Here is a 19,662-nt window from a genome sequence, read left to right on the forward strand (position 1 = left end):
TCGTTGAATCGAACAATTTATATATTTGCACCCCACTAAACATTCCTTTTTGATAATGAAAAGTGTCAAAAACATCGACTTCTTCAAGAATATACGGCAAGTACGTGAATTCGAATTTGGTATCTTCTACTTCTTTGATGGTCTCGTGATTTCGGAAATGAAAGATGGTGTGATATTCAATTGGAACATGGCCCAAAAGGTTATACAAGCTGCACACGAGGTCTTGGGTAAAGATGCACAAATCGCTTATATATCAAATCGAATCAACAGCTATTATGTTGTACCAACCGATTGGATTAAATTCTTTAAAAATAGGCACCAACTAAATTTCTACTCCGTAGTTGGGTATACTAAAGGAAATGTAGTGAGCCTTTATCTTGAAAGGTTGTTCTTTCGCAAGTCCATTCGAAAGTTTACTGATTTAGAGGAGGCTATTAATTGGAGTGTTGAAAAAATAACTGCTAAAAAGGTGTTCGTTTAACACTGTTTTTGATAAAATTCAATCGTCTTCCTTTTAATAACCATAATACAGCCTTCCGACCATATGGTCGGTTTTTTGTTATTAATATAGCTCTCATAAAAAAGTAAATCCGGTTTCTGTTTGTGAAACATCGATAAAACGTTACAAAATGGGCGTTCATCGGTAAAAAGCATGCGTAAACAGACCGATGAGTCGGTTTGAAGCGTGTATTTTGAATTCGATTTCAAATGAATTTTAAACCATCCCCACATGAAAAAGGGCCTCACCTTGGTTGACTACCGCTTGGTGGTTAACACAAAAGATATAGCCATCAAATGGAGCCTTGATTTGTTTGGTTCGTTTAGCGAAAGTATCCGTAATAATACCTAAAACCTGTCCTTTAGAAATCTCACTGCCATTGGTAACCTTGGGAATAAACATCCCTGCAGTTGGAGCTCGTAACCACCTCCTACTGTTTAGGTGAATCGTTTTGTTTCGTTCAACATATTTGGGCACTATATCGGCAATCATTCCAAAGTGTTTTAAAACATTCGAAATGCCTTGCATACCTTCCACAATGGAATAGTCATCAAAACGCATACTTTCTCCCGCTTCAAATACCACGGTTGGTTTGTTCATTCTAAAGGCGGCGTTTCGAAAGGAACCTTTAATCAACTTTGAGGGGAAGGAAATAGGAGCATTGAAAACCTCAGCCAACTCTGCACTTTTCTCATCCTCAGCGGTATATCTTATCTGTGGGAAATTATGCCGCTGCCCTCCTCCTGTGTGCAAATCAATCCCGTAATCTATTTGGTGCATGATTTCGGTAACGTAATGATATGCCATCCTACTGGCCATCGAGCCTGTTTTAGTTCCTGGAAAACTTCGGTTGACGTCTTTTCCATCAGGAACATCTCTGGAAAAATGTATGAATCCGAAGATATTTAGAATAGGAACCGCGATGACAGCACCTTTTTTGACTCTAAATCGTTTTTCTGCCAGCATACGGCGTACAATCTCAATGCCATTGATTTCATCACCGTGTAATCCGGCTTGAACTAAAATCGTTGGACCTGGTTTTTTAGCATTGAAAACGTAGACTGGAATGTCAATCAGGGTACCCGTAGGCAGGCGGTCAATGCTTATTTTAAGTAGTTTGTCTTCTCCAGGAGAAACCGTTTGCCCACCAACAACAATATCCTTATTTTCTTCTACGACGTCCATTTCGTTCCACATATAATATTATTTCCTTTGCAATATTCACTCCAGTTGCAGCTTCAATGCCCTGTAAACCTGGGGAAGCATTTACTTCAATCAATAGGGGGCCTTTTTTAGATCTAATCAAATCAACTCCTGCAACACCAAGGCCAATATGTTTGGTAGCATTTAAGGCGATTTGCTGTTCTTTCGGACTTGGTTTGATAACCTCAGTATTTCCTCCTCGATGAACATTTGAGCGAAACTCGCCTACTTCGCTAGAACGCTTCATACTTGCTACAATTTTATTGCCAACCACAAAAATACGGATGTCTTCCCCATTAGATTCTTCAATGTATTCTTGAATAAGAATACTCGTATCCATTTTATAAAAGGTGTCAATAATTGATTTGGCCGATTTTTGAGTTTCAGCTAAAATCACACCCAAACCTTGGGTACCTTCCTGAAGTTTGATGATGACAGGAGCACCGCCGAGAATTTCAATTTGTTCACTAATATTATCAGGGTTGATTGCAAATAACGTTTCTGGTATAGGAATACCCTTTCGAGCCATTATTTGTAGTGTTCGAACTTTGTTTCGCGCTCTTGTAATACTCAATGAACGTGCGGTGCTGAAAATTCCGTTCATTTCAAATTGCTTTACAATTGCAGCACCATGCCGTGTTACTTTTGTACCAATTCTGGGTATAACAGCATCAAATTCATTGGTTATATTCTCTCCTAAATAAAATATTTGAGGTTTTCCCTTGCCTAGTTTTACCACACATTTGGTATGGTCGATTCGCTCAATATAATGACCTAATTTTTCAGCCTCTTCAGCTATTCTTTTGGTAGAATAGACGTTCATACTGACAGAAAGAAGTCCAATATCCATGGTTAGTGTTTACTTGGCTGTAGAATTTGTTCCTAAATATCGGTCAAAAAATACGATAACAACAATTCGTTGTAAAGAAATTGGCCACACTTTGTTTTAATTCCCATTTATACAAGAAATAAGTCCAGATATACAATAGCATATTCTTTTTATACATAATGTTCTAATAATCAGTGTTTTATAATACATATTAAAATCTATTGAACCGTTACGTTTCTTGCATACTTTGTTACATATGACCAATGTTTCAATTATTCGCTAGTATAATTTTGACAATAGAAAACCGTAAAAAACAGCCTGCACATGAGTTGGAACGTTTTTAATATTTTGATTTTAGTTTCTTCCTCCCTAATTATTTTTATTTCGATTTTCAAATTGGTTCGTTTGGAGTACAATCGAACAATGGTGTATTTGAGATGGTTTACCATCTTAGCGAACTTGGTTATTATTCAAGTAATTCTGATTGATATTGGACTAACAAATAGATTTCCTTGGTTATTACTTCTCTATATTCCTTTTCAATTTCTAAGTCCCGTTTTGTTTACGGCATTTACATTTTCCTATTTAGGACGAATGGATGCCTTTAAAAAAAATCGTCTTCTACTTCTACTTCCTTTCACCACTTTCTTGCTCCTCTATACCCTCTTTAAAGTAAATGTATTCTTTGATTACGCCTTTCTATCGAAACAAACAGTTGCTTTTATAGTTGCTGAAATAGATGAAAACCTAGCCGTTGGCTTTTCATTATTACTTGGCATATGGAATTATAGGACCATCCATAATTACGAAAGAAGTTTTGGTAATCTTCCATATCAAATTGTAATGAAGAAAACGAATTGGCTAAAGGGTATATACGTTACTTTGGTGGTTTTGTGCTTATTGTGGGTAAGCACCATTCTCTATTTAAAAATTAATGCGAATGCATCTGGGCATTCCTATTATTACCCATTATGGATTTTCTTCATAAGCTTCTATTATTGTTTTTGCTTTTTGGGTACTAAACACCTAAGGAAAGTGAGCCTTAAAAAAAGTGCAGAAAAAGCTTCATTGCATACTGTTGCACAAGAACTTGGCATACAAGGTTTGGGTACCCTCTTTACACCAAATGAATTGGAAGCTATAGAGGGAAGTCAATTCGAAACCACAGCTATTTTAGGGTATTTTGCCACCTCTCTTTTTGATAAAAACAATACAAAGGACATTTTATGGGACATTGTTGGAAATTGCATATCAAAATTGAACTTAGAAGATTGTGTCATCTATTCTATAGATTCAGAACGTAAAAAACTAATTCAAAAAGCGGCGTACGGTAATAAAAATATAGGAGAGCGAAAAATACTTAGCCCTATTGAAATTCCAATTGGAAAGGGAATCGTGGGCACTGTTGCCCAAACCCTGAACTCGGAACTTATCAATGACCTCTCAAAAGATCCTCGCTATATTGAGGATGATCTTCCACGCAAATCGGAACTGGCCGTGCCTATTATTTATGAGGACAAAGTTTTTGGTGTTCTGGATTCCGAGCACTCTGTAAAAGGCTTTTTTCAAGAACGCCATCTTTTCCTTTTTCAACTTATTGCCAAGTTGACAGCTACAAAACTGGGTTTGTTGTCAAGAAAATCCACTGCAGAAATTACTGATGATAATGCATACTACAAACAATTGTGCCTTTTGCTAGAAAAGGGAAAGATTTATCAAAATCCGGAATTGAGCCTCACAGCGGTTGCCGAGAAACTAAATATTAGCGGGCCATATCTTTCTCAGCTAGTCAATAAATTAAGTAACAGCAACTTCTCAGATTTCATTAATTCATATCGAATTCGAGATGCTGAATACATGCTTACAGATTCGGATTTTACGGGTTACACGAACGTTGCTATAGGTCTTGAGGCAGGTTTCAATTCGAAGTCGGCTTTCTATTCTTCCTTTAAAAAACATACAGGCCTTACCCCATCCGAATATCGGGAAAAGCGTCTTTTAGTCTCCTGATTTCTTCTCCGATTTACAAATAAAAAAGAATCTAGACCTGCTATTCTTCATATGGTGTGCTAACAGAACCGAAGGTTGGATTTTTCTTCCTTTAACAATAAATGAAGTAAACAACTCAAAACTGTAAGACAAGAGAAATCTTTTACCCTCAATGACAAAAGAATTACAACTTTCAGCTTAGGTAGTCCTTATCCATTATGCCTTTTTTAGCGTTTTTGTATGTATGGCAAGAAATGAATGATGAACAGTAGCCATTTTACTACAAATGGTAAAATTTGCATGTATATATCTGTAAATCAGCTTTTTAAATTGCGTCCTGATTCTTTCAATCTTAAATATTCGGGACACTCTGAAATCAAATCGCGCCTAGGTTTGTAGAGATTAATCCTTAAAAATAAAATTATGAAAACTAGAAAAAGTATGTTCAAAACAATTATTTCCATGTCATTTCTGGCATTTTTAGTAATAGTTATACAAAGCTGCGTTGTTGAAGTACCACCTGAAGATCCTGACCCGCCCACTTTCTCTTTCAGAATTATCGGCGATGGATTTGATCACACCTTTACCCAGAATACTAATTTCAACAGCATCACCTTAATGTTAAGGGTTGGGGTGACCTATGAATTCACATTTTTCGGCAATGATGAAGGTGGTATGGATCACATGGGTTGGTACAGCGTTCACTCTGGCAGTATGGTAGTTGACCCTTCATTGCACGGCGAATGGAACTTTTCAGAGTTGACGGGTTCTACCTCATTGGAATGGCATGGTAGTCCAAACGACCCATTATCGGGAAGCATTATAACTGGCACTCTTACAACTCAAGGAAATGTGGTCACCAATGGAACTTTCCGATTTACCGTAGAAGATTATGGGGGTGAATCTGGAAGATCGAACAACATTACCGAAGACCTACCAGTGGTTTTTGGTGCCCATACTACTAGAATTAGAGACAATTAATCAATGAACCTTTTAGAAGATCAGATTTGATTCCGCCGGATTTAAAGAATATTTAATTTTTAAAACAGAGAACAATGAAAACAAAGAAATTAATGAATCGTTTTATGAGTATCGTTATTATTGCCAGTCTTTTTATGGCTTGCACAGACGATGGAGTTGAAGGACTTATTGGCCCACAAGGCCCTATGGGTGAACAAGGTATCGCTGGACCAGAAGGGCCAGCAGGTCAAGATGGGGAAGCTTTAGGAGTGCCAGGCCCTCAAGGCGACCAAGGACCTGCTGGGCCTCAAGGGCAACCAGGAGAGCAGGGCCAACAGGGGCCACAGGGAGAACAAGGGCCAGCTGGACCAGAAGGAGAACAAGGTGATCAAGGGTCTACCGGACCTCAAGGACCAGAAGGGCCAGAGGGCCCACAAGGACCGCAAGGCAATCCGGGTACTGCCAACGTCATTTATTCAAGTTGGATCCCAACTGAGTTAGGAAGCAATATTGTTGGAACGGGTCAAACCTTTGATATTGATTTTCCTGAATTCTCTGCCGCAATACACAATACAGGAACTGTACTCGTTTATGGAAGAAGAATTCAAGCAGGTGGCGGACAAATCAATACCACTACCTACGTGCTGCCATTGATTCTTGCGGCCAATATTCAACAACACTATTCTTTCAGCATCAAAAACAATCCTGGGCGAATAAGAATTGCCGCATCATCTTTAGACGGAGGCTCTTTGGGAGATGCTACATTCATTGAACAATACCGATATGTTGTTATTCCTGGTGGAACTCCTTTGAGCGGTAAATCTACAATCCCTGAATATACCAAGATGAGCTACGAAGAAATCATTGCACATTTTGGCATTCCAGAATAGGAAAATTTAATATAACTCAATAAAAGATGAAAACAATACTTAAAATTGGTGTTTCGGTAATTTTCTTTGCCTTAACAGCTTGTCAAAAAAGTGATTTGGGAGAAGACCAAAATCTACCAATACTCGAAAAGTCAGCCTCCTTTAAAACCTCCTTTGAAGTAGAAAGTGAAACTTTGCAGGCGCAATTAATTAGTGAAAATAATCTAAACCCTATTCATGATCATGCCTCTGTGGTTTTTAAAGACAAGATTTGGGTCATAGGTGGGCATAAGAACGGCAAGGCAAGTAATACTATTTTGAATAGTAGTGATGGTGTTAAATGGAATACAGTCAAGACACGTTCCGTTTTTTACCCTCGTAGGGGTCATTCTGCGGTAGTTTTTAAAAACAAAATTTGGGTAATAGGGGGCACACCTAATCACAACTATGGAAAACATGTTAACGATATGTCTTTCTATAATGAAGTCTGGTCCTCTTCTGATGGAATAGAATGGGAAATGATGCACCAAACTTGGCAAGGAGGCTATCTTCAGTCAAGAATGGATTTTGGAGCTACTGTTTTTAAAGATGAAATTTGGGTGTTTGGTGGCTTTTCAGACAATCCCACTTTCAGTAAAGCTGTTCAAAAAAGTAGTGATGGTATCAATTGGCAAAACGTAGATGCAAATATATCGTGTCATGATCTGATTGGTAATCAAGCCATGGTTTTTGACAATAAGCTTTGGTTGATTGGTGGTTATACCCACTTAGCTTGGGATGATGATATTGTAATAGCAAGTACTTCTGATGGCTTAAACTGGGAAAAGTACAATACTGGTATTCCAAAATATATACAACATCAATTGGTCACGGATAATAAAAAAATGTATCTATTAGCTGGGGATTATGTGGCTCCGAATACTTCTGGGTATGGGACACCATCTAACCATATTCTGTATTCCGATGATGGTAATAATTGGTCGAAAGCCAAAGCGAGTTTAAACTTTCCCGAAAGAGCCCGGCACTCTTCCGTTTATTTCAAAAATAAATTTTGGATTATTGGCGGCTCGAATAATGACAACTCTACGGGCTTATCAGATGTTTGGACTCTCACTCCAATTGACCCATATACCATCGATGATTTGACTTTTGACTAAGGATTAAAATAGTGGCGTTCCTTAAATCTAAAAAAGCAGCATTTTTCGAGTGCTGCTTTTTGTTTAAACCTCATTCATCATTTTAAGCCTAAAACATCTATTAATTCAACAAACGCAGCGGTTTGCTTAAATTCAATCCAAATAACATACTAAAGCACTCTAAAGTTTGTTAATAACTCGGTTCTACAGTATTTTTGTACCGCTAAATACACAACTAATGAGTGCATTGATAAAATCTTCACTTGCCCGAAAAGTAGTCATGGCCCTCTCAGGTCTTTTCTTGGTTTTCTTTCTCGGGCAGCATTTTGTAATAAATGTAACCTCCGTAATTGCGCCTGACACCTTTAATTCATGGTCGCACTTCATGGGGTATAATCCACTAGTGCAATATGTGCTTCAACCTATATTGATACTAGGTGTAATCGTTCATTTTGTAATGGGGTTTATGCTAGAACTTCAAAACCGTGCTGCTAGGGGTGGCGTGAAGTATGCTAGTTATAAAGGAAGTGCGAACGCTTCTTGGATTTCAAGAAACATGCTGATTTCAGGTGCTGTGGTTTTGGCTTTCCTAGGGCTTCATTTCTATGATTTCTGGTTTCCAGAAATGACCTATAAATATTTTGGGGATAACCCCGAAAATGCCACAAGATACCTGGAAGAAACGGTGCATAAGTTTGAGCCTATATGGCGAACCGTTTTATACATCATTTCTTTTGTTCTTTTGGCCTTGCATCTATTGCATGGTTTTGCCTCGTCTTTTCAAACCATGGGCGTAAACAACAAATATTCCTCGGCAATAAAAACATTTACTAAAGTATACGCGATTGCAATTCCATTAGGATTCATTCTAATCGCAATCTATCATCACCTTAACCCAATAACACATTAAGTATGGGCATATTGGATTCAAAAGTTCCAGCAGGGCCATTGGCCGATAAATGGACTAATCATAAAAATCACATTGACCTTGTCAATCCTGCGAACAAGCGAAACATCGACATCATCGTTGTCGGTACGGGTTTGGCTGGAGGCTCTGCGGCAGCTACCTTGGCAGAACTGGGTTATAATGTAAAGACATTTTGTTATCAAGATTCTCCTCGTCGAGCGCACTCAATTGCTGCTCAGGGAGGTGTAAATGCAGCTAAAAACTATCAAGGTGATGGCGATAGTGTTTATCGTCTCTTCTATGATACTGTAAAGGGCGGTGATTATCGGTCTCGTGAGTCAAACGTGTATCGTTTGGCTGAAGTTTCTACGAATATCATTGACCAATGTGTTGCTCAAGGAGTTCCTTTTGCACGAGAATATGGAGGTCTGTTAGATAACCGTTCTTTTGGCGGTGTTTTGGTATCTAGAACTTTTTACGCCAAAGGGCAAACAGGTCAACAATTACTATTAGGCGCCTATGCTGCCTTGAATCGTCAAATCAAAAGGGGAAAGATAAAATCCCATACGAGACATGAGATGCTCGACTTGGTCAAGGTTGATGGAAAAGCGAGAGGTATTATTGCGCGTAACCTAGTGACCGGAGAAATCGAACGTCATTCTGCACATGCAGTAGTATTAGCCACTGGAGGTTATGGAAATCTGTTTTTCCTATCCACATATGCGATGGGCTGTAATGTAATGGCCGCATGGCGTGCGCATCGAAGAGGTGCTTTCTTTGCCAACCCTTGTTTTACGCAAATTCACCCCACTTGTATTCCTGTTTCTGGAGACCATCAATCAAAATTGACGTTGATGTCAGAATCATTACGAAATGATGGTCGTATTTGGGTTCCAAAACGTCTTGAAGATGCACAAGCTATCCGAGAAGGCAAATTAAAACCGACCCAACTTGGCGAAGGAGAACGTGATTATTACCTAGAAAGAAGATATCCTGCCTTCGGAAACTTAGTGCCGCGAGATGTAGCCTCAAGAGCTGCAAAAGAGCGTTGCGATGCTGGTTTCGGAGTCAATAAAACAGGAGAAGCTGTTTACTTAGATTTCAGTGCGGCAATCATGCGTTACGGAACAGAAAAAGCCTTAACCTCAGGAATGAAAAATGCCGATGACAAAACTATCCGCGCATTGGGCGAAGAAGTCATCGAAGCCAAATATGGAAACCTTTTTCAGATGTACGAAAAAATCGTAGATCAAAATCCATATAAGACACCTATGATGATTTATCCTGCGGTACATTATACCATGGGCGGACTTTGGGTTGATTATAACCTTCAAACTACCATTCCCGGATGTTACTCAGCTGGTGAGGCGAATTTTAGCGATCACGGCGCGAACCGCTTAGGTGCTTCTGCATTGATGCAAGGTTTGGCGGATGGCTATTTTGTATTACCGTATACCATTGGTGATTTTCTATCTGACGATATTAGAACAGGTGCTATTTCAACAGAAACTGCTGAGTTTGACGAAGCGGAAAAACATGTTAGAGATCGCATTGAGAAGTTAATGGAAGGAAAAGGCGAACACTCCGTTGATTATTACCATAAGAAATTAGGTAAAATCATGTGGAACAAATGTGGGATGAGCCGTAATGCCAAGGATTTGCAGGAAGCAATAGATGAAATTGCAGCTTTACGAGCTGATTTTTGGGAGAATGTTCGCGTACCCGGAAGCCCAGATTCGAAAAACCAAGAACTTGAAAAAGCAGGGCGTGTTGCCGACTTCCTAGAGCTTGGTGAACTGTTTGCAAAGGACGCATTAACCAGAAATGAATCTTGTGGTGGACATTTCCGTGAGGAATATCAAACACCAGAAGGAGAAGCACTTCGTGATGATGAAAATTTCAAATTTGTTTCAGCATGGGAATACAAGGGTGAACCTAAGGATGCTGTTTTACACAAAGAGGAGTTGAAGTACGAAAACATAGAACTGAAAACAAGAAGTTATAAATAAGAGGCTATGAAATTGAATCTAAAAATATGGCGTCAAAAAGATGCTACGTCTAAAGGTCAAATGGTTGAGTATCCTCTAAAGGGTATTGAGGAAGACATGTCTTTTTTAGAGATGTTAGACGTACTAAACGAACAATTAATCAATAAAGGAGAAGAGCCCATAGAGTTCGACCATGATTGTCGCGAAGGTATTTGCGGAACTTGCTCAATGCAAATCAACGGACAGCCACATGGCCCAGATAGATTGATAACGGTATGCCAACTGCACATGAGAAGCTTTAATGATGGAGATACCATTGTAATCGAGCCATTTAGAGCCAAAGCTTTTCCGGTAATAAAAGATTTGATTGTAGACCGAAGTGCTTTTGACCGAATACAACAGGCTGGTGGTTTTGTTTCAGTAAATACCTCAGGAAATACATTAGATGCAAATGCAATTCCTATAGGTAAAGATATTGCCGATACCGCATTTAATTCAGCTACTTGCATTGGTTGCGGCGCTTGTGTTGCGGCCTGTAAAAATGCCAGCGCCATGTTATTTACTTCAGCTAAAGTATCTCAATTTGCCCTATTGCCACAAGGGCAAGTAGAAGCTACTGAGCGTGTTCAAAATATGGTACGCCAAATGGATATAGAAGGTTTTGGTAACTGCACAAACACAGGTGCTTGTGAGGTGGAATGTCCAAAAGGAATTTCGTTGGAGAATATTGCTCGAATGAATAAGGAGTATTACAAGGCAAGTTTGAAAGGATAAATTGTATAAATCTTAATATAAAAATCCCAAATTCCAATAATTGGAGTTTGGGATTTTTTGTTAACCCTATTTTACAGGAATACAAATATCTACAATGAATTTACCCTCAGGATGTTGGTTGACATCATTATGATAAATTTCATGATAATGCCCATCTCGGATTTCGAAATTATTTTCAGGTACCCAGAGCGACATACTGTTCCATGCTTGTTCGTATTCGTTCATTTTAAGCTCAAATCGTCCAACCGCAAATTTCCCTTTCGGGATGGTTATTTTACTAACTTCTCCTGAAACCTCAACGTTGTCTTCAATCGTAATGCACGCACTCGATTGCAATTTTGACGCATCAGTAACTCGAGGACTGTCATAATAAATACCAGCAGTTTTAGTTTCTGGAAAATTAAGTAACCCCCGTGGACCGGCCCACTTCATTAACTTATCAAAGGTCTTCCCAATTTCACTATATGAACCTTGGTGTCTAATTTGTGCCAGTTTTAGCTCTGGCATCTCTTTTACTTCTACTTGTGTTTTCATTTCTAACCAATTTTTAAGATTATTAATGGTGTAAAAGTATTTTTCAAATGACACCTTTTCTGTACCATTCTTGCTTTGCATTTTACCAATCTTGCTAAACTCGCTTTGTCCTCTCTTTTGAAATTCAGATGCGCTAATTCCGTAAAATTTCCGAAAACTTCTGGAAAAAGAATGAATGCTCTTAAAGCCATACTGCAAGGCCAAATTGGTCAATAAATCGTCCTTTCTTAAATAAAGAAGACGGCCGGCTATTTTTTCTATTCGTCTACGGGTAATATAATTATTTGGTGTCTCCTCAAGTAAGGCGCAAAAAATACGGTGAAAATGAAAAGGCGAAAAACAGGCTATTTTAGAGATTTTCCAAAGAAAGGTCGGCATCCAAATTCTCATCAATATGCTCGACCACCTTATTGATGCGATTTATATACATCAATTGCTGAGGATTCCTATTATTCATGATTGATAGTTGGTTCCTTAAAAGTAAAAGATTTTAAGTACAGATTATACCAAAATGAAAATGTAGCAAGATTTGTTAAATTGACCAGATTTCTTTTCCTAAGGAATGCTTTTTATACATTTATACATGCCCAAGAAATATTCAGAAGAGCGTATAAAAGTCCCTCGTTTTAATGAGGAATCAGGCTTCTATACGACCCCAGAACGTTCCAAGATTATGGGTAAAATCCAAGGTAAAAATACTAAGCCTGAACTTGTATTTCGAAAAGCCTTATATGCCAAAGGATATCGTTACCTGGTGGATTATAAGAATCTAATTGGCAGACCAGACATCGTTCTTAAGAAATATAAAACGGTCATTTTTATAGATGGGGAATACTGGCACGGTCACAATTGGGAAGAAAAGAAACCCAAAATAAAAACCAATCGCGAATTCTGGATTGCCAAAATAGAGCGAAACATGCAACGTGACCAAGAGGTCAATATTGAATTGGAACGACTTGGCTACACGGTTTTCAGGTTTTGGGAATCCGCTGTAAAAAAAGAGTTGGATAGTTGTCTCAAACAAGTACTAGTCCATTTAGAAGGTATGGGAATAGATTAGTCTGTCTGCTTTTTTATTACCTCAAAAAGTTGTTTTATCTCAGAAACGGGTATTTCAAAGTCCGCATACTCGGGGGAGGTGTTCAAACTATGGCAAGTAATCTGTTTGCTTTTTTCATCATAGTTTATAATTTCCTTACATAGGATATTTTCTCCGAATATGATAATTGCCTTTGGGTTTTTAACTTTCCCTCTCATTTCCAAATCTTCCTGTAAAATTTCTTTGGCAAGAACTATTGCTCCACTAGGAATGCTATCGGCTGTACCATTTTCCATGGAATTACCCATAATTTCGAAGGCAACGTATGTTCCGGATTCAATATTTTCAACAACAAAACTTAAACTCGGCAAGCTCTTTAAAAATTCTCGATTTTCAGTTTCATGGCAATAGTCACGGAGTTTTTTAACCGTCACCAAGGGAGCATTGACAATCCATTTTTTGGCATCTATCTTCTTGACGGTTAATGTGCTATCTGAAGTTGCTGAACTTAACTTGTATATATCTTGCTCTTCATTTACTTCGTGTGAGTATAATTCTGCAATACTAACTTCAAAGTAATTGGCAATTTTTGTTAGATTCTTAATCGGGATATTGGCATTTTTCTTCTCGTACAATTGAATGGTACGTAGACTAACCCCAACAGCATGTGCTAAATCTGTCTGATTTATCTTTTTTTTCCGCCTTAGTTGCTTTAAAACAAACATAAAATTGTAATATTGCGTAATAATCTTACATATTTTGTAATACATGTAATTAAATTACAGATAATTGTAATCCGATTACAAACAAATATAACAAAATGCGCAATTTAACTGTACAATACGAAAATATATATTTTGAATGGAATAACCCATCGGCTAATAAACTGAATACTAATCCTAAAGATATCCTCTAAAATGTTTGACCCAGAAGAGTATGGAAAACCAATTAATGAAAGACTATCTATAATTCTGAGAAGGAATACCACCAAAGATGATTTTGCAAATGTTGCTGCCATCACAAACGTAAGTTTCTCAACAATTCGAGATGTCCTATATCGTACAAATAGTTTAACTTATTCCAATTCAAAAGCGATTCGTGAGCTTATAAAAATAGCTTTTGACAATGCATTGGCAAGACAGTTGCAGGCAGAAAATGATAAACATTTTCTTAATAAATTGTTGTAAAAACTTAGGACTATCTAAATTAGTTAACTTAATTAACTAATTTAGAGGATATAAATTTTGCTATGCCCTTAAAATCATCATTTCATTCTAAGCTTCCGAATGTCAAAACTACCATCTTCACTATAGTCGGTGACCTAGCCAGAAAACATAATGCAATAGATTTGTCACAAGGTTTTCCAAACTTCGAAGCCGATCCAGAACTTATCGAATTGGCCTGCAAAGCCATGCGTGATGGACATAACCAATATGCAGGTATGAAAGGTTTACCAGAACTTCGCGAGGTACTTTCCGATAAAATCGAAAAACAGCATGGCAGGTATTATTCTCCTGAAACGGAAGTAACAGTGGTTGCAGGTGCTACACAGGCTATTTATACTGCCATTAGTGCTTTTGTGCATGTAGGTGATGAGGTAATTGTTCTAAAACCCGCTTATGACTGTTACGAGCCAGCCATCGAGGTGAATGGCGGTATTACTGTTCATGTAGAACTTGAAGCTCCAAATTATCAAGTTGACTGGGAAGCTTTTAAGACAAAAATAAGTGCTAAAACGAGAATGGTCATTATCAATACACCGCACAATCCGATTGGTCGTATTTTTTCTGAAAATGACATGCTCCAATTACAAGAAATTCTTCATGACACCAATATAATCCTATTGAGCGACGAAGTATATGAGCATATTATTTTCGACGGAGAAGTACATCAAAGCGCATCGCGATTCGAGGACTTAGCCACACGAAGTATCGTTTGCTCATCCTTTGGAAAAACCTTTCATGTCACCGGTTGGAAAATAGGATATTGCGTCGCCCCAGCTGGGCTAATGAAAGAATTTCAGAAAGTCCACCAATTTAATGTTTTCTGCGTTCCGCGACCCGTTCAGCACGCACTCGCAACTTATCTTAAAACGGAAAGTCACTATCTAGACCTGGGTGCTTTTTATCAGCAAAAACGAGATTTCTTTTTAGATGCAATTAAAAATTCGCTTTTCAAATTTACCCCTAGTCAAGGTTCTTTTTTCCAAATTTTGGATTATTCCGATATTAGCGATGAACGTGATGATGCTTTGGTAAAACATCTTATTCTTGAACACAAACTGGCCAGCATTCCAGTATCTGAGTTCAACTTAAACCATAGGAATGACGGAATGCTCCGTTTCTGTTTTGCCAAAAAGGAAGAAACGCTTCAAGAAGCTGCAGAGATATTGAATAAGCTCTAATCTAAAGCCTCATTCAGCAACTTCATAAACTCTCCTATTTTGCTGGGCTCAAGCCATCGTGTTACCACTACTAAATCGTTTTGTTTGTCTATGACAATGAAGTTGCCTCCAAAACCTGCGGCGTAATAAATATTCTCTGAAAGACCTTCCCAATGACGGTTGCCCTTCTTATTGAGCCACCACATATATCCATAATTGACATTTGGTTTTGAAGGAGTTGTGGCTTTTTGAATCCATTTTTCGCTTATAATCTGTTCCCCTTTCCATCTGCCATCATTCAAAAAAAGCAAGCCGAAACGGGCCATATCTTCTGCACTTATGAAGATTCCCCCTCCTGAATGACCCCCTCCTGTAACCGACTTCATTTTGAGTCCATCTATCTCCGTCCAAGCATTTTCGTAACCATGCCAGCGCCATGTTGTAGAAGCACCTATTTTATCCATTATGTTTTCTTTCAGCACTAAAGGCATAGGTTTGCGCCAAACGTGCGTAAGCGAATAGGCCAGAACATTAACGCGAACGTCATTGTATTCCATGACCGTACCTGGTTCTTTTGGTTTTTCGAATTTCCAATCGTCAATACCACCTTCTTTGGGAGGTCTATCTGCCCAATCTTTACCCCCCCATAACTCGCCAGACCAAGCCGAATTTTGTTGAAGTAGGTGTTCCCATGTAATTTTTGAATTGTGTTCGCCGTCGAAAGTACCATCCCATATATAATCGATCACCTTGTCTTTTGTACTTGCAACTAACCCTTTGTCTTCTGCCAATCCCGCCATGGTAGATAAATAGCTCTTTGTTACGCTAAAGGTCATATCAACACGTTTGACCTCTCCCCATTTGGCAATCACATAGCCGTTTTTAAGAATCATTCCTGCTGGGCCACCTCGCTTTTTCGTTGGCCCCAAAATTTCATGGAAAGGCTCTCTTTCAAATCCTTTCAAAATAGCGATACGCAAATCTCGCGAACCTGAATATTCATTTTCTTCTGCAAAGCTTATAGCCATTTGTAATTTTGTTGGGCTGACATCGACTTCTTTAGGAAGTTTTTCTTCCCAAGTTGAATTAGGCTTAGGGAAGTAATAATTGGTTTGAGCAACCGCAAAATTTGCGCAAAATAACCATAGAACTATTTTGTAAGTCATTTTTCTATTTTTTTTAAGATAGCTAAAGTTATATTATATATTTAAACCCCGAAGATTTACCTGTTAATCAAATTTTAATTTCATTGCAAACATTTGATTTAAATATTTTTCAGCTCCTAATCATTCTTGGGTCCATCCAAGGATTAATCTTTGCCTTCATCATTTTTACGCTCAAAAAACTAAGAATTAGAAGTAATATATTTCTAGGGTTACTTGTTGTTTTTATTGCACTGAGCAATGTACAGCACATTTTAATCGATATGGAATTTTTATCAGAGAGTAATGCTATTCGAAAGCTATACCTTCCTATTCAATGGTTAATATTACCCATGTTCTATTTACATGTCCATGAGGTCATTTTTAGAAAACATATAAGCTTTCCGACCTCATTATATTTATTCACTCCGGTAGCCTTTGTTTTTGTTTTACACCTTGTGCATTTCTTCTTCAATTATGGTATAATGCCTATTGCTGAAATGCCTGATTATTATGCCCCCGGCTTATTGCTATATATCAATGGGATTTCTTTTTTGTTTAACGCAATTGTCGGTTATCATATTTATAAAATGCTTAAAACTAATGCGCCGGCAACTAAAACAGGGAAGAAAAAAAACCCAGAACAGGAATGGTATATGTCTTTCTTAGCTCTAGTAGCAGGAATAGGGATTATTGGTGTTTCTATTACCATTTCTTTAATCCAATTCGACATCGATCATACTTGGTTGATTTATACTCTTTTTCTAATGGTATCAACTGCCGGCTACTACATGGGTTATGTTGGTGTATACCGATCCACCTTATGGGGGGAGCCCAAAAATTCATTTAGTACAGTTTCAAAAAACGGTGCAAATACGTATCGTAAAATACATTCTTATATCATTGAGGAACAACGATATTTAGATATGGACCTAAATCAATCCGAAATAGCGGAAAAGTTTAATATAAGCCCAGGGTATTTGTCGCAATTGATCAACACAAATAGTGATCAAAATTTTAATGACTATATCAACACTTTAAGAATAGAAGCATCAAAAGAGATGCTGGTTGCAGAGCAGTTCAAAAATTACACCATTGAATCAATTGGGTTGGAGTGTGGTTTTAAGTCAAAATCAAATTTTTACGCTGCATTTAAGAAATTCACTGGGCAAACACCTTCAAGCTATATTAAAGTTCAAAAAATGAGTCCTGTATCTTAAACTTCTTACAGATACAGAACTCTTAAACACCGTTATTCCTTACTTTTGCCAGACTTTTTAAGAATTCAGTCTTAAAAAAAACGATGCAATTTTAGTACTTTTGCACTAACCATTTTGAAGCCTCTCCATTGCTGGAGAGGCTTTTTTTAATTCAACCCGCATAAGCCAATCAGTTTGTTTATCATTTCCGATATAGTAAGGGTGTGTGCCAAACTTCGTAAATCCATTCTTTTGATAGAATCGAATGGCATCGGTATTCTTCTCCCATACTCCTAACCACATATATTCCTTTTTTAACTGAGATGCTAGTCTTATGGCTTCTTGAAGTATATGCTTTCCTATTTTCTGTCCTTGAAATTCTGTTAGAACATAAATACGTTCAAGCTCAATGGCTTCTTCGGAATTGATATCGGTCTGGGCATCCTCAATGTTCAACTTAAAATATCCAGCGAGTTGTCCATCCTTAAAAGCAAAATAAAAATGGGAGTAAGGATTCTTGAGTTGGTTTGCAATATTACTCTTTTCAAAGGCCGAATCAATATAATCTTTGAAGTCTTCGGGGTCATTGTCCTTTTCAAAAGAGTCTACAAATGTCCTTCTAGAAATTTCTACTAGCTCAACCAATTCTAAGAAAGTGCATTTTTTAAAGTGAAGAGGCATACCAACTATTCTCAATATGCATTAAATGTAAAGGCTTTGATTATCTTATGCAAGGTCAACAAAGATTCCAGGCTTTACTGAAGCCAATTCAGTGCAAGCGCGGGAATGACAATAAACAAAAAAGCAGCCTTTGGGGAAGCTGCTTTTGAAAATTCTTTGGGTTTGGAACCTATAACATAAATAGTTTGCGTGTTAACATAATAATGCCACTAAAGAAATCATTCTTGTATACTTGGATCTCTTTTTGTGTAGGTGCGTTCATTTGGGCTTCCATAGTAGTAGGTTTAAATATTAGTCATCTTTGCAGATGTAGTTGGGGCGCAATCAATTGCTTGATTACGTTGTAAAGGTAGTATCTAACGTAATCAAGGCGAAACTATTGTTGTAAAGGCGCACTAAAACGTTGTGAATAATATGAAGTGTAGATTTATTCGATTAAATGCATGCAAAAGTTACATTACAACTGCATTTCAGGAATATCGCCATCGACCAAAAGCATTCCTTCAGTAGCAATACGAATTTCGTCAATTGTTACTCCTGGTGCTCGTTCGAGCAATTGAAATCCATCTGGTGTTATTTCCAAAACTGCTAGATTCGTGACAATTTTCTTAACACAGCCAACTCCAGTTAGCGGTAATGAACATTTCTTCAGCAACTTAGAAGCTCCTGCACGATTCGTATGCATCATAGCTACTATAATGTTCTCAGCAGAAGCCACAAGATCCATTGCACCACCCATACCTTTTACCATTTTACCAGGGATTTTCCAATTGGCAATATCACCGTTCTCTGACACTTCCATAGCTCCTAAAATAGTGAGATCAACGTGTTGACCACGAATCATTCCAAAACTAGTTGCAGAATCGAAGAAGGAAGCCCCTGGAAGCGTAGTAATCGTCTGCTTTCCTGCATTGATAATATCTGCATCTTCATCACCTTCAAAAGGGAAAGGACCCATCCCCAGCACCCCATTTTCACTCTGGAATTCCACTTCAATATCATCACGTACAAAATTGGCAACTAGCGTTGGTATACCAATGCCTAAATTGACGTAGTAGCCATCCTTTACTTCTTTGGCAATTCGTTTTGCTATTCCGTTTTTATCAAGCATAATTCAATTTAAAAATGTATTTGTCCATTCTTTCATCTGAAATAAATTACTTCTTTAAAGCGTACCTATTAAAATTTTTTACCGCCTTATTTTCTCTATTCCATAAAAACATCGGTATTCCGGCAATTGCCGAACCCGCTATTCCCAGAATTTTCCAAAATGACAGACTTACTTGCATTATTATTTCAAGATAGTTACCTGCCAATAAAATAATTAGTACTCCAATTACAAAACCTCCGACGACAAGCCTGTTATCTGGTGTCGCACTTATTCTATTCAGGTGCTTCTTGTCTTGCTTACCACAATTCGAACAATTCACTCTTACTTCATCGCCTATTTTCATTTGTAAATGTGCCCGGGTAGGAAGCACAGGGGTATAATAATTCGATTTTTTACAACTAGAACACGTATATACCAAT

The 19,662-nt window shown here is 37.8% G+C and carries 20 protein-coding genes and 1 pseudogene; 12 read left to right on the forward strand and 9 right to left on the reverse strand.

Annotated features, from left to right (window positions below; genetic code table 11):
* Positions 1 to 55 precede the first annotated feature (55 nt).
* Positions 56 to 481, forward strand: a complete 426-nt coding sequence (locus FEE95_RS05375) for a hypothetical protein (protein ID WP_138656796.1) — start codon at positions 56 to 58, stop codon at positions 479 to 481.
* Positions 482 to 715: 234 nt separating this feature from the next.
* Here the strand turns inward: FEE95_RS05375 and FEE95_RS05380 are convergent, their stop codons facing one another.
* Positions 716 to 1,684, reverse strand: a complete 969-nt coding sequence (locus tag FEE95_RS05380; protein ID WP_138656797.1) for a succinylglutamate desuccinylase/aspartoacylase family protein — start codon at positions 1,682 to 1,684, stop codon at positions 716 to 718.
* Complete coding sequence (gene rimK / locus FEE95_RS05385; protein WP_138656798.1) at positions 1,662 to 2,552, reverse strand: 30S ribosomal protein S6--L-glutamate ligase; 891 nt, start codon at positions 2,550 to 2,552, stop codon at positions 1,662 to 1,664. Before rimK ends, FEE95_RS05380 begins: the two co-directional genes overlap by 23 nt.
* Positions 2,553 to 2,855: 303 nt before the next feature.
* Here rimK and FEE95_RS05390 point away from each other — a divergent pair, with 303 nt between their 5' ends.
* From FEE95_RS05390 to FEE95_RS05420, 7 genes are all read left to right on the forward strand, one after another.
* Positions 2,856 to 4,541 (forward strand): helix-turn-helix domain-containing protein, encoded by a 1,686-nt coding sequence (locus FEE95_RS05390; RefSeq protein WP_138656799.1) that lies wholly within the window; start codon positions 2,856 to 2,858, stop codon positions 4,539 to 4,541.
* Between the two features lie 402 nt (positions 4,542 to 4,943).
* Positions 4,944 to 5,501 (forward strand): hypothetical protein, encoded by a 558-nt coding sequence (locus FEE95_RS05395; RefSeq protein WP_138656800.1) that lies wholly within the window; start codon positions 4,944 to 4,946, stop codon positions 5,499 to 5,501.
* 74 nt (positions 5,502 to 5,575) lie between these two features.
* Positions 5,576 to 6,370 carry a collagen-like domain-containing protein gene (locus FEE95_RS22245; RefSeq protein ID WP_212748421.1) on the forward strand — a complete coding sequence of 265 codons (795 nt, stop codon included), beginning with the start codon at positions 5,576 to 5,578 and terminating at the stop codon, positions 6,368 to 6,370.
* Between the two features lie 26 nt (positions 6,371 to 6,396).
* The gene (locus FEE95_RS05405; RefSeq protein ID WP_138656801.1) at positions 6,397 to 7,506 is read left to right on the forward strand and encodes a Kelch repeat-containing protein; all 1,110 of its coding nucleotides are present in this window, start codon (positions 6,397 to 6,399) and stop codon (positions 7,504 to 7,506) included.
* A gap of 217 nt (positions 7,507 to 7,723) precedes the next feature.
* Positions 7,724 to 8,395, forward strand: a complete 672-nt coding sequence (locus tag FEE95_RS05410) for a succinate dehydrogenase cytochrome b subunit (protein WP_138656802.1) — start codon at positions 7,724 to 7,726, stop codon at positions 8,393 to 8,395.
* Positions 8,396 to 8,397: 2 nt separating this feature from the next.
* Positions 8,398 to 10,401: a fumarate reductase/succinate dehydrogenase flavoprotein subunit gene (locus tag FEE95_RS05415; RefSeq protein ID WP_138656803.1), complete on the forward strand. Its 2,004-nt coding sequence runs from the start codon at positions 8,398 to 8,400 to the stop codon at positions 10,399 to 10,401.
* 6 nt (positions 10,402 to 10,407) lie between these two features.
* Complete coding sequence (locus FEE95_RS05420; protein WP_138656804.1) at positions 10,408 to 11,154, forward strand: succinate dehydrogenase/fumarate reductase iron-sulfur subunit; 747 nt, start codon at positions 10,408 to 10,410, stop codon at positions 11,152 to 11,154.
* 66 nt (positions 11,155 to 11,220) lie between these two features.
* Here FEE95_RS05420 and FEE95_RS22295 read toward each other — a convergent pair whose 3' ends face one another.
* A complete protein-coding gene (locus tag FEE95_RS22295; protein ID WP_238474502.1) occupies positions 11,221 to 11,769 on the reverse strand; it encodes an AraC family transcriptional regulator in 549 nt (182 codons plus the stop codon).
* 48 nt (positions 11,770 to 11,817) lie between these two features.
* Positions 11,818 to 12,078 (reverse strand): annotated as a pseudogene (locus FEE95_RS22490) (helix-turn-helix domain-containing protein); the annotation flags it as partial.
* A 193-nt stretch (positions 12,079 to 12,271) separates the two neighbouring features.
* On the opposite strand from FEE95_RS22490, the gene FEE95_RS05430 reads away from it, so the two are divergent.
* Positions 12,272 to 12,748, forward strand: coding sequence for a very short patch repair endonuclease (locus tag FEE95_RS05430; RefSeq protein ID WP_138656806.1), 477 nt, complete (start codon positions 12,272 to 12,274; stop codon positions 12,746 to 12,748).
* Here the strand turns inward: FEE95_RS05430 and FEE95_RS05435 are convergent.
* Positions 12,745 to 13,497 carry an XRE family transcriptional regulator gene (locus tag FEE95_RS05435; RefSeq protein WP_138656807.1) on the reverse strand — a complete coding sequence of 251 codons (753 nt, stop codon included), beginning with the start codon at positions 13,495 to 13,497 and terminating at the stop codon, positions 12,745 to 12,747. The genes FEE95_RS05430 and FEE95_RS05435 overlap by 4 nt on opposite strands.
* Positions 13,498 to 13,644: 147 nt before the next feature.
* Here FEE95_RS05435 and FEE95_RS05440 point away from each other — a divergent pair, with 147 nt between their 5' ends.
* Both FEE95_RS05440 and FEE95_RS05445 read left to right on the forward strand, forming a co-directional pair.
* The gene (locus FEE95_RS05440) at positions 13,645 to 13,914 is read left to right on the forward strand and encodes a hypothetical protein (RefSeq protein WP_138656808.1); all 270 of its coding nucleotides are present in this window, start codon (positions 13,645 to 13,647) and stop codon (positions 13,912 to 13,914) included.
* A gap of 62 nt (positions 13,915 to 13,976) precedes the next feature.
* Positions 13,977 to 15,131, forward strand: coding sequence for a methionine aminotransferase (locus FEE95_RS05445; RefSeq protein WP_138656809.1), 1,155 nt, complete (start codon positions 13,977 to 13,979; stop codon positions 15,129 to 15,131).
* Here the strand turns inward: FEE95_RS05445 and FEE95_RS05450 are convergent.
* Positions 15,128 to 16,276, reverse strand: a complete 1,149-nt coding sequence (locus tag FEE95_RS05450) for a serine hydrolase domain-containing protein (protein WP_138656810.1) — start codon at positions 16,274 to 16,276, stop codon at positions 15,128 to 15,130. The two genes, FEE95_RS05445 and FEE95_RS05450, sit on opposite strands and share 4 nt — an antisense overlap.
* Positions 16,277 to 16,536: 260 nt before the next feature.
* Between FEE95_RS05450 and FEE95_RS05455 the strand changes: the two genes are divergently transcribed.
* Entirely contained in the window at positions 16,537 to 17,472 is a 936-nt protein-coding gene (locus FEE95_RS05455; protein WP_138656811.1) for a helix-turn-helix domain-containing protein, read from the forward strand.
* A 105-nt stretch (positions 17,473 to 17,577) separates the two neighbouring features.
* Here FEE95_RS05455 and FEE95_RS05460 read toward each other — a convergent pair whose 3' ends face one another.
* The 3 genes from FEE95_RS05460 to FEE95_RS05470 all read right to left on the reverse strand — a co-directional run bounded on the left by FEE95_RS05460 (position 17,578) and on the right by FEE95_RS05470 (position 19,586).
* Complete coding sequence (locus FEE95_RS05460) at positions 17,578 to 18,132, reverse strand: GNAT family N-acetyltransferase (RefSeq protein ID WP_138656812.1); 555 nt, start codon at positions 18,130 to 18,132, stop codon at positions 17,578 to 17,580.
* A 457-nt stretch (positions 18,133 to 18,589) separates the two neighbouring features.
* The gene (locus FEE95_RS05465) at positions 18,590 to 19,243 is read right to left on the reverse strand and encodes a 3-oxoacid CoA-transferase subunit B (protein WP_138656813.1); all 654 of its coding nucleotides are present in this window, start codon (positions 19,241 to 19,243) and stop codon (positions 18,590 to 18,592) included.
* Between the two features lie 46 nt (positions 19,244 to 19,289).
* Positions 19,290 to 19,586 (reverse strand): hypothetical protein, encoded by a 297-nt coding sequence (locus tag FEE95_RS05470; protein WP_138656814.1) that lies wholly within the window; start codon positions 19,584 to 19,586, stop codon positions 19,290 to 19,292.
* Positions 19,587 to 19,662: the final 76 nt, after the last annotated feature.

It is taken from the genome of Maribacter algarum (ex Zhang et al. 2020) (genome assembly GCF_005885635.1).
GTDB classification, from domain to species: Bacteria; Bacteroidota; Bacteroidia; order Flavobacteriales; family Flavobacteriaceae; genus Maribacter_C; species Maribacter_C algarum.

What these genes read in the sequence shown, in the direction of transcription:
- FEE95_RS05375 (WP_138656796.1), top strand. Translation starts at nt 56, where the DNA reads ATGAAAAGTGTCAAAAACATCGACTTCTTCAAGAATATACGGCAAGTA.
- FEE95_RS05380 (WP_138656797.1), bottom strand. Translation starts at nt 1,684, where the DNA reads ATGGACGTCGTAGAAGAAAATAAGGATATTGTTGTTGGTGGGCAAACG.
- rimK (WP_138656798.1), bottom strand. Translation starts at nt 2,552, where the DNA reads ATGGATATTGGACTTCTTTCTGTCAGTATGAACGTCTATTCTACCAAA.
- FEE95_RS05390 (WP_138656799.1), top strand. Translation starts at nt 2,856, where the DNA reads ATGAGTTGGAACGTTTTTAATATTTTGATTTTAGTTTCTTCCTCCCTA.
- FEE95_RS05395 (WP_138656800.1), top strand. Translation starts at nt 4,944, where the DNA reads ATGAAAACTAGAAAAAGTATGTTCAAAACAATTATTTCCATGTCATTT.
- FEE95_RS22245 (WP_212748421.1), top strand. Translation starts at nt 5,576, where the DNA reads ATGAAAACAAAGAAATTAATGAATCGTTTTATGAGTATCGTTATTATT.
- FEE95_RS05405 (WP_138656801.1), top strand. Translation starts at nt 6,397, where the DNA reads ATGAAAACAATACTTAAAATTGGTGTTTCGGTAATTTTCTTTGCCTTA.
- FEE95_RS05410 (WP_138656802.1), top strand. Translation starts at nt 7,724, where the DNA reads ATGAGTGCATTGATAAAATCTTCACTTGCCCGAAAAGTAGTCATGGCC.
- FEE95_RS05415 (WP_138656803.1), top strand. Translation starts at nt 8,398, where the DNA reads ATGGGCATATTGGATTCAAAAGTTCCAGCAGGGCCATTGGCCGATAAA.
- FEE95_RS05420 (WP_138656804.1), top strand. Translation starts at nt 10,408, where the DNA reads ATGAAATTGAATCTAAAAATATGGCGTCAAAAAGATGCTACGTCTAAA.
- FEE95_RS22295 (WP_238474502.1), bottom strand. Translation starts at nt 11,769, where the DNA reads ATGCAAAGCAAGAATGGTACAGAAAAGGTGTCATTTGAAAAATACTTT.
- FEE95_RS05430 (WP_138656806.1), top strand. Translation starts at nt 12,272, where the DNA reads ATGCCCAAGAAATATTCAGAAGAGCGTATAAAAGTCCCTCGTTTTAAT.
- FEE95_RS05435 (WP_138656807.1), bottom strand. Translation starts at nt 13,497, where the DNA reads ATGTATTACAAAATATGTAAGATTATTACGCAATATTACAATTTTATG.
- FEE95_RS05440 (WP_138656808.1), top strand. Translation starts at nt 13,645, where the DNA reads ATGTTTGACCCAGAAGAGTATGGAAAACCAATTAATGAAAGACTATCT.
- FEE95_RS05445 (WP_138656809.1), top strand. Translation starts at nt 13,977, where the DNA reads ATGCCCTTAAAATCATCATTTCATTCTAAGCTTCCGAATGTCAAAACT.
- FEE95_RS05450 (WP_138656810.1), bottom strand. Translation starts at nt 16,276, where the DNA reads ATGACTTACAAAATAGTTCTATGGTTATTTTGCGCAAATTTTGCGGTT.
- FEE95_RS05455 (WP_138656811.1), top strand. Translation starts at nt 16,537, where the DNA reads ATGGAATTTTTATCAGAGAGTAATGCTATTCGAAAGCTATACCTTCCT.
- FEE95_RS05460 (WP_138656812.1), bottom strand. Translation starts at nt 18,132, where the DNA reads ATGCCTCTTCACTTTAAAAAATGCACTTTCTTAGAATTGGTTGAGCTA.
- FEE95_RS05465 (WP_138656813.1), bottom strand. Translation starts at nt 19,243, where the DNA reads ATGCTTGATAAAAACGGAATAGCAAAACGAATTGCCAAAGAAGTAAAG.
- FEE95_RS05470 (WP_138656814.1), bottom strand. Translation starts at nt 19,586, where the DNA reads ATGAAAATAGGCGATGAAGTAAGAGTGAATTGTTCGAATTGTGGTAAG.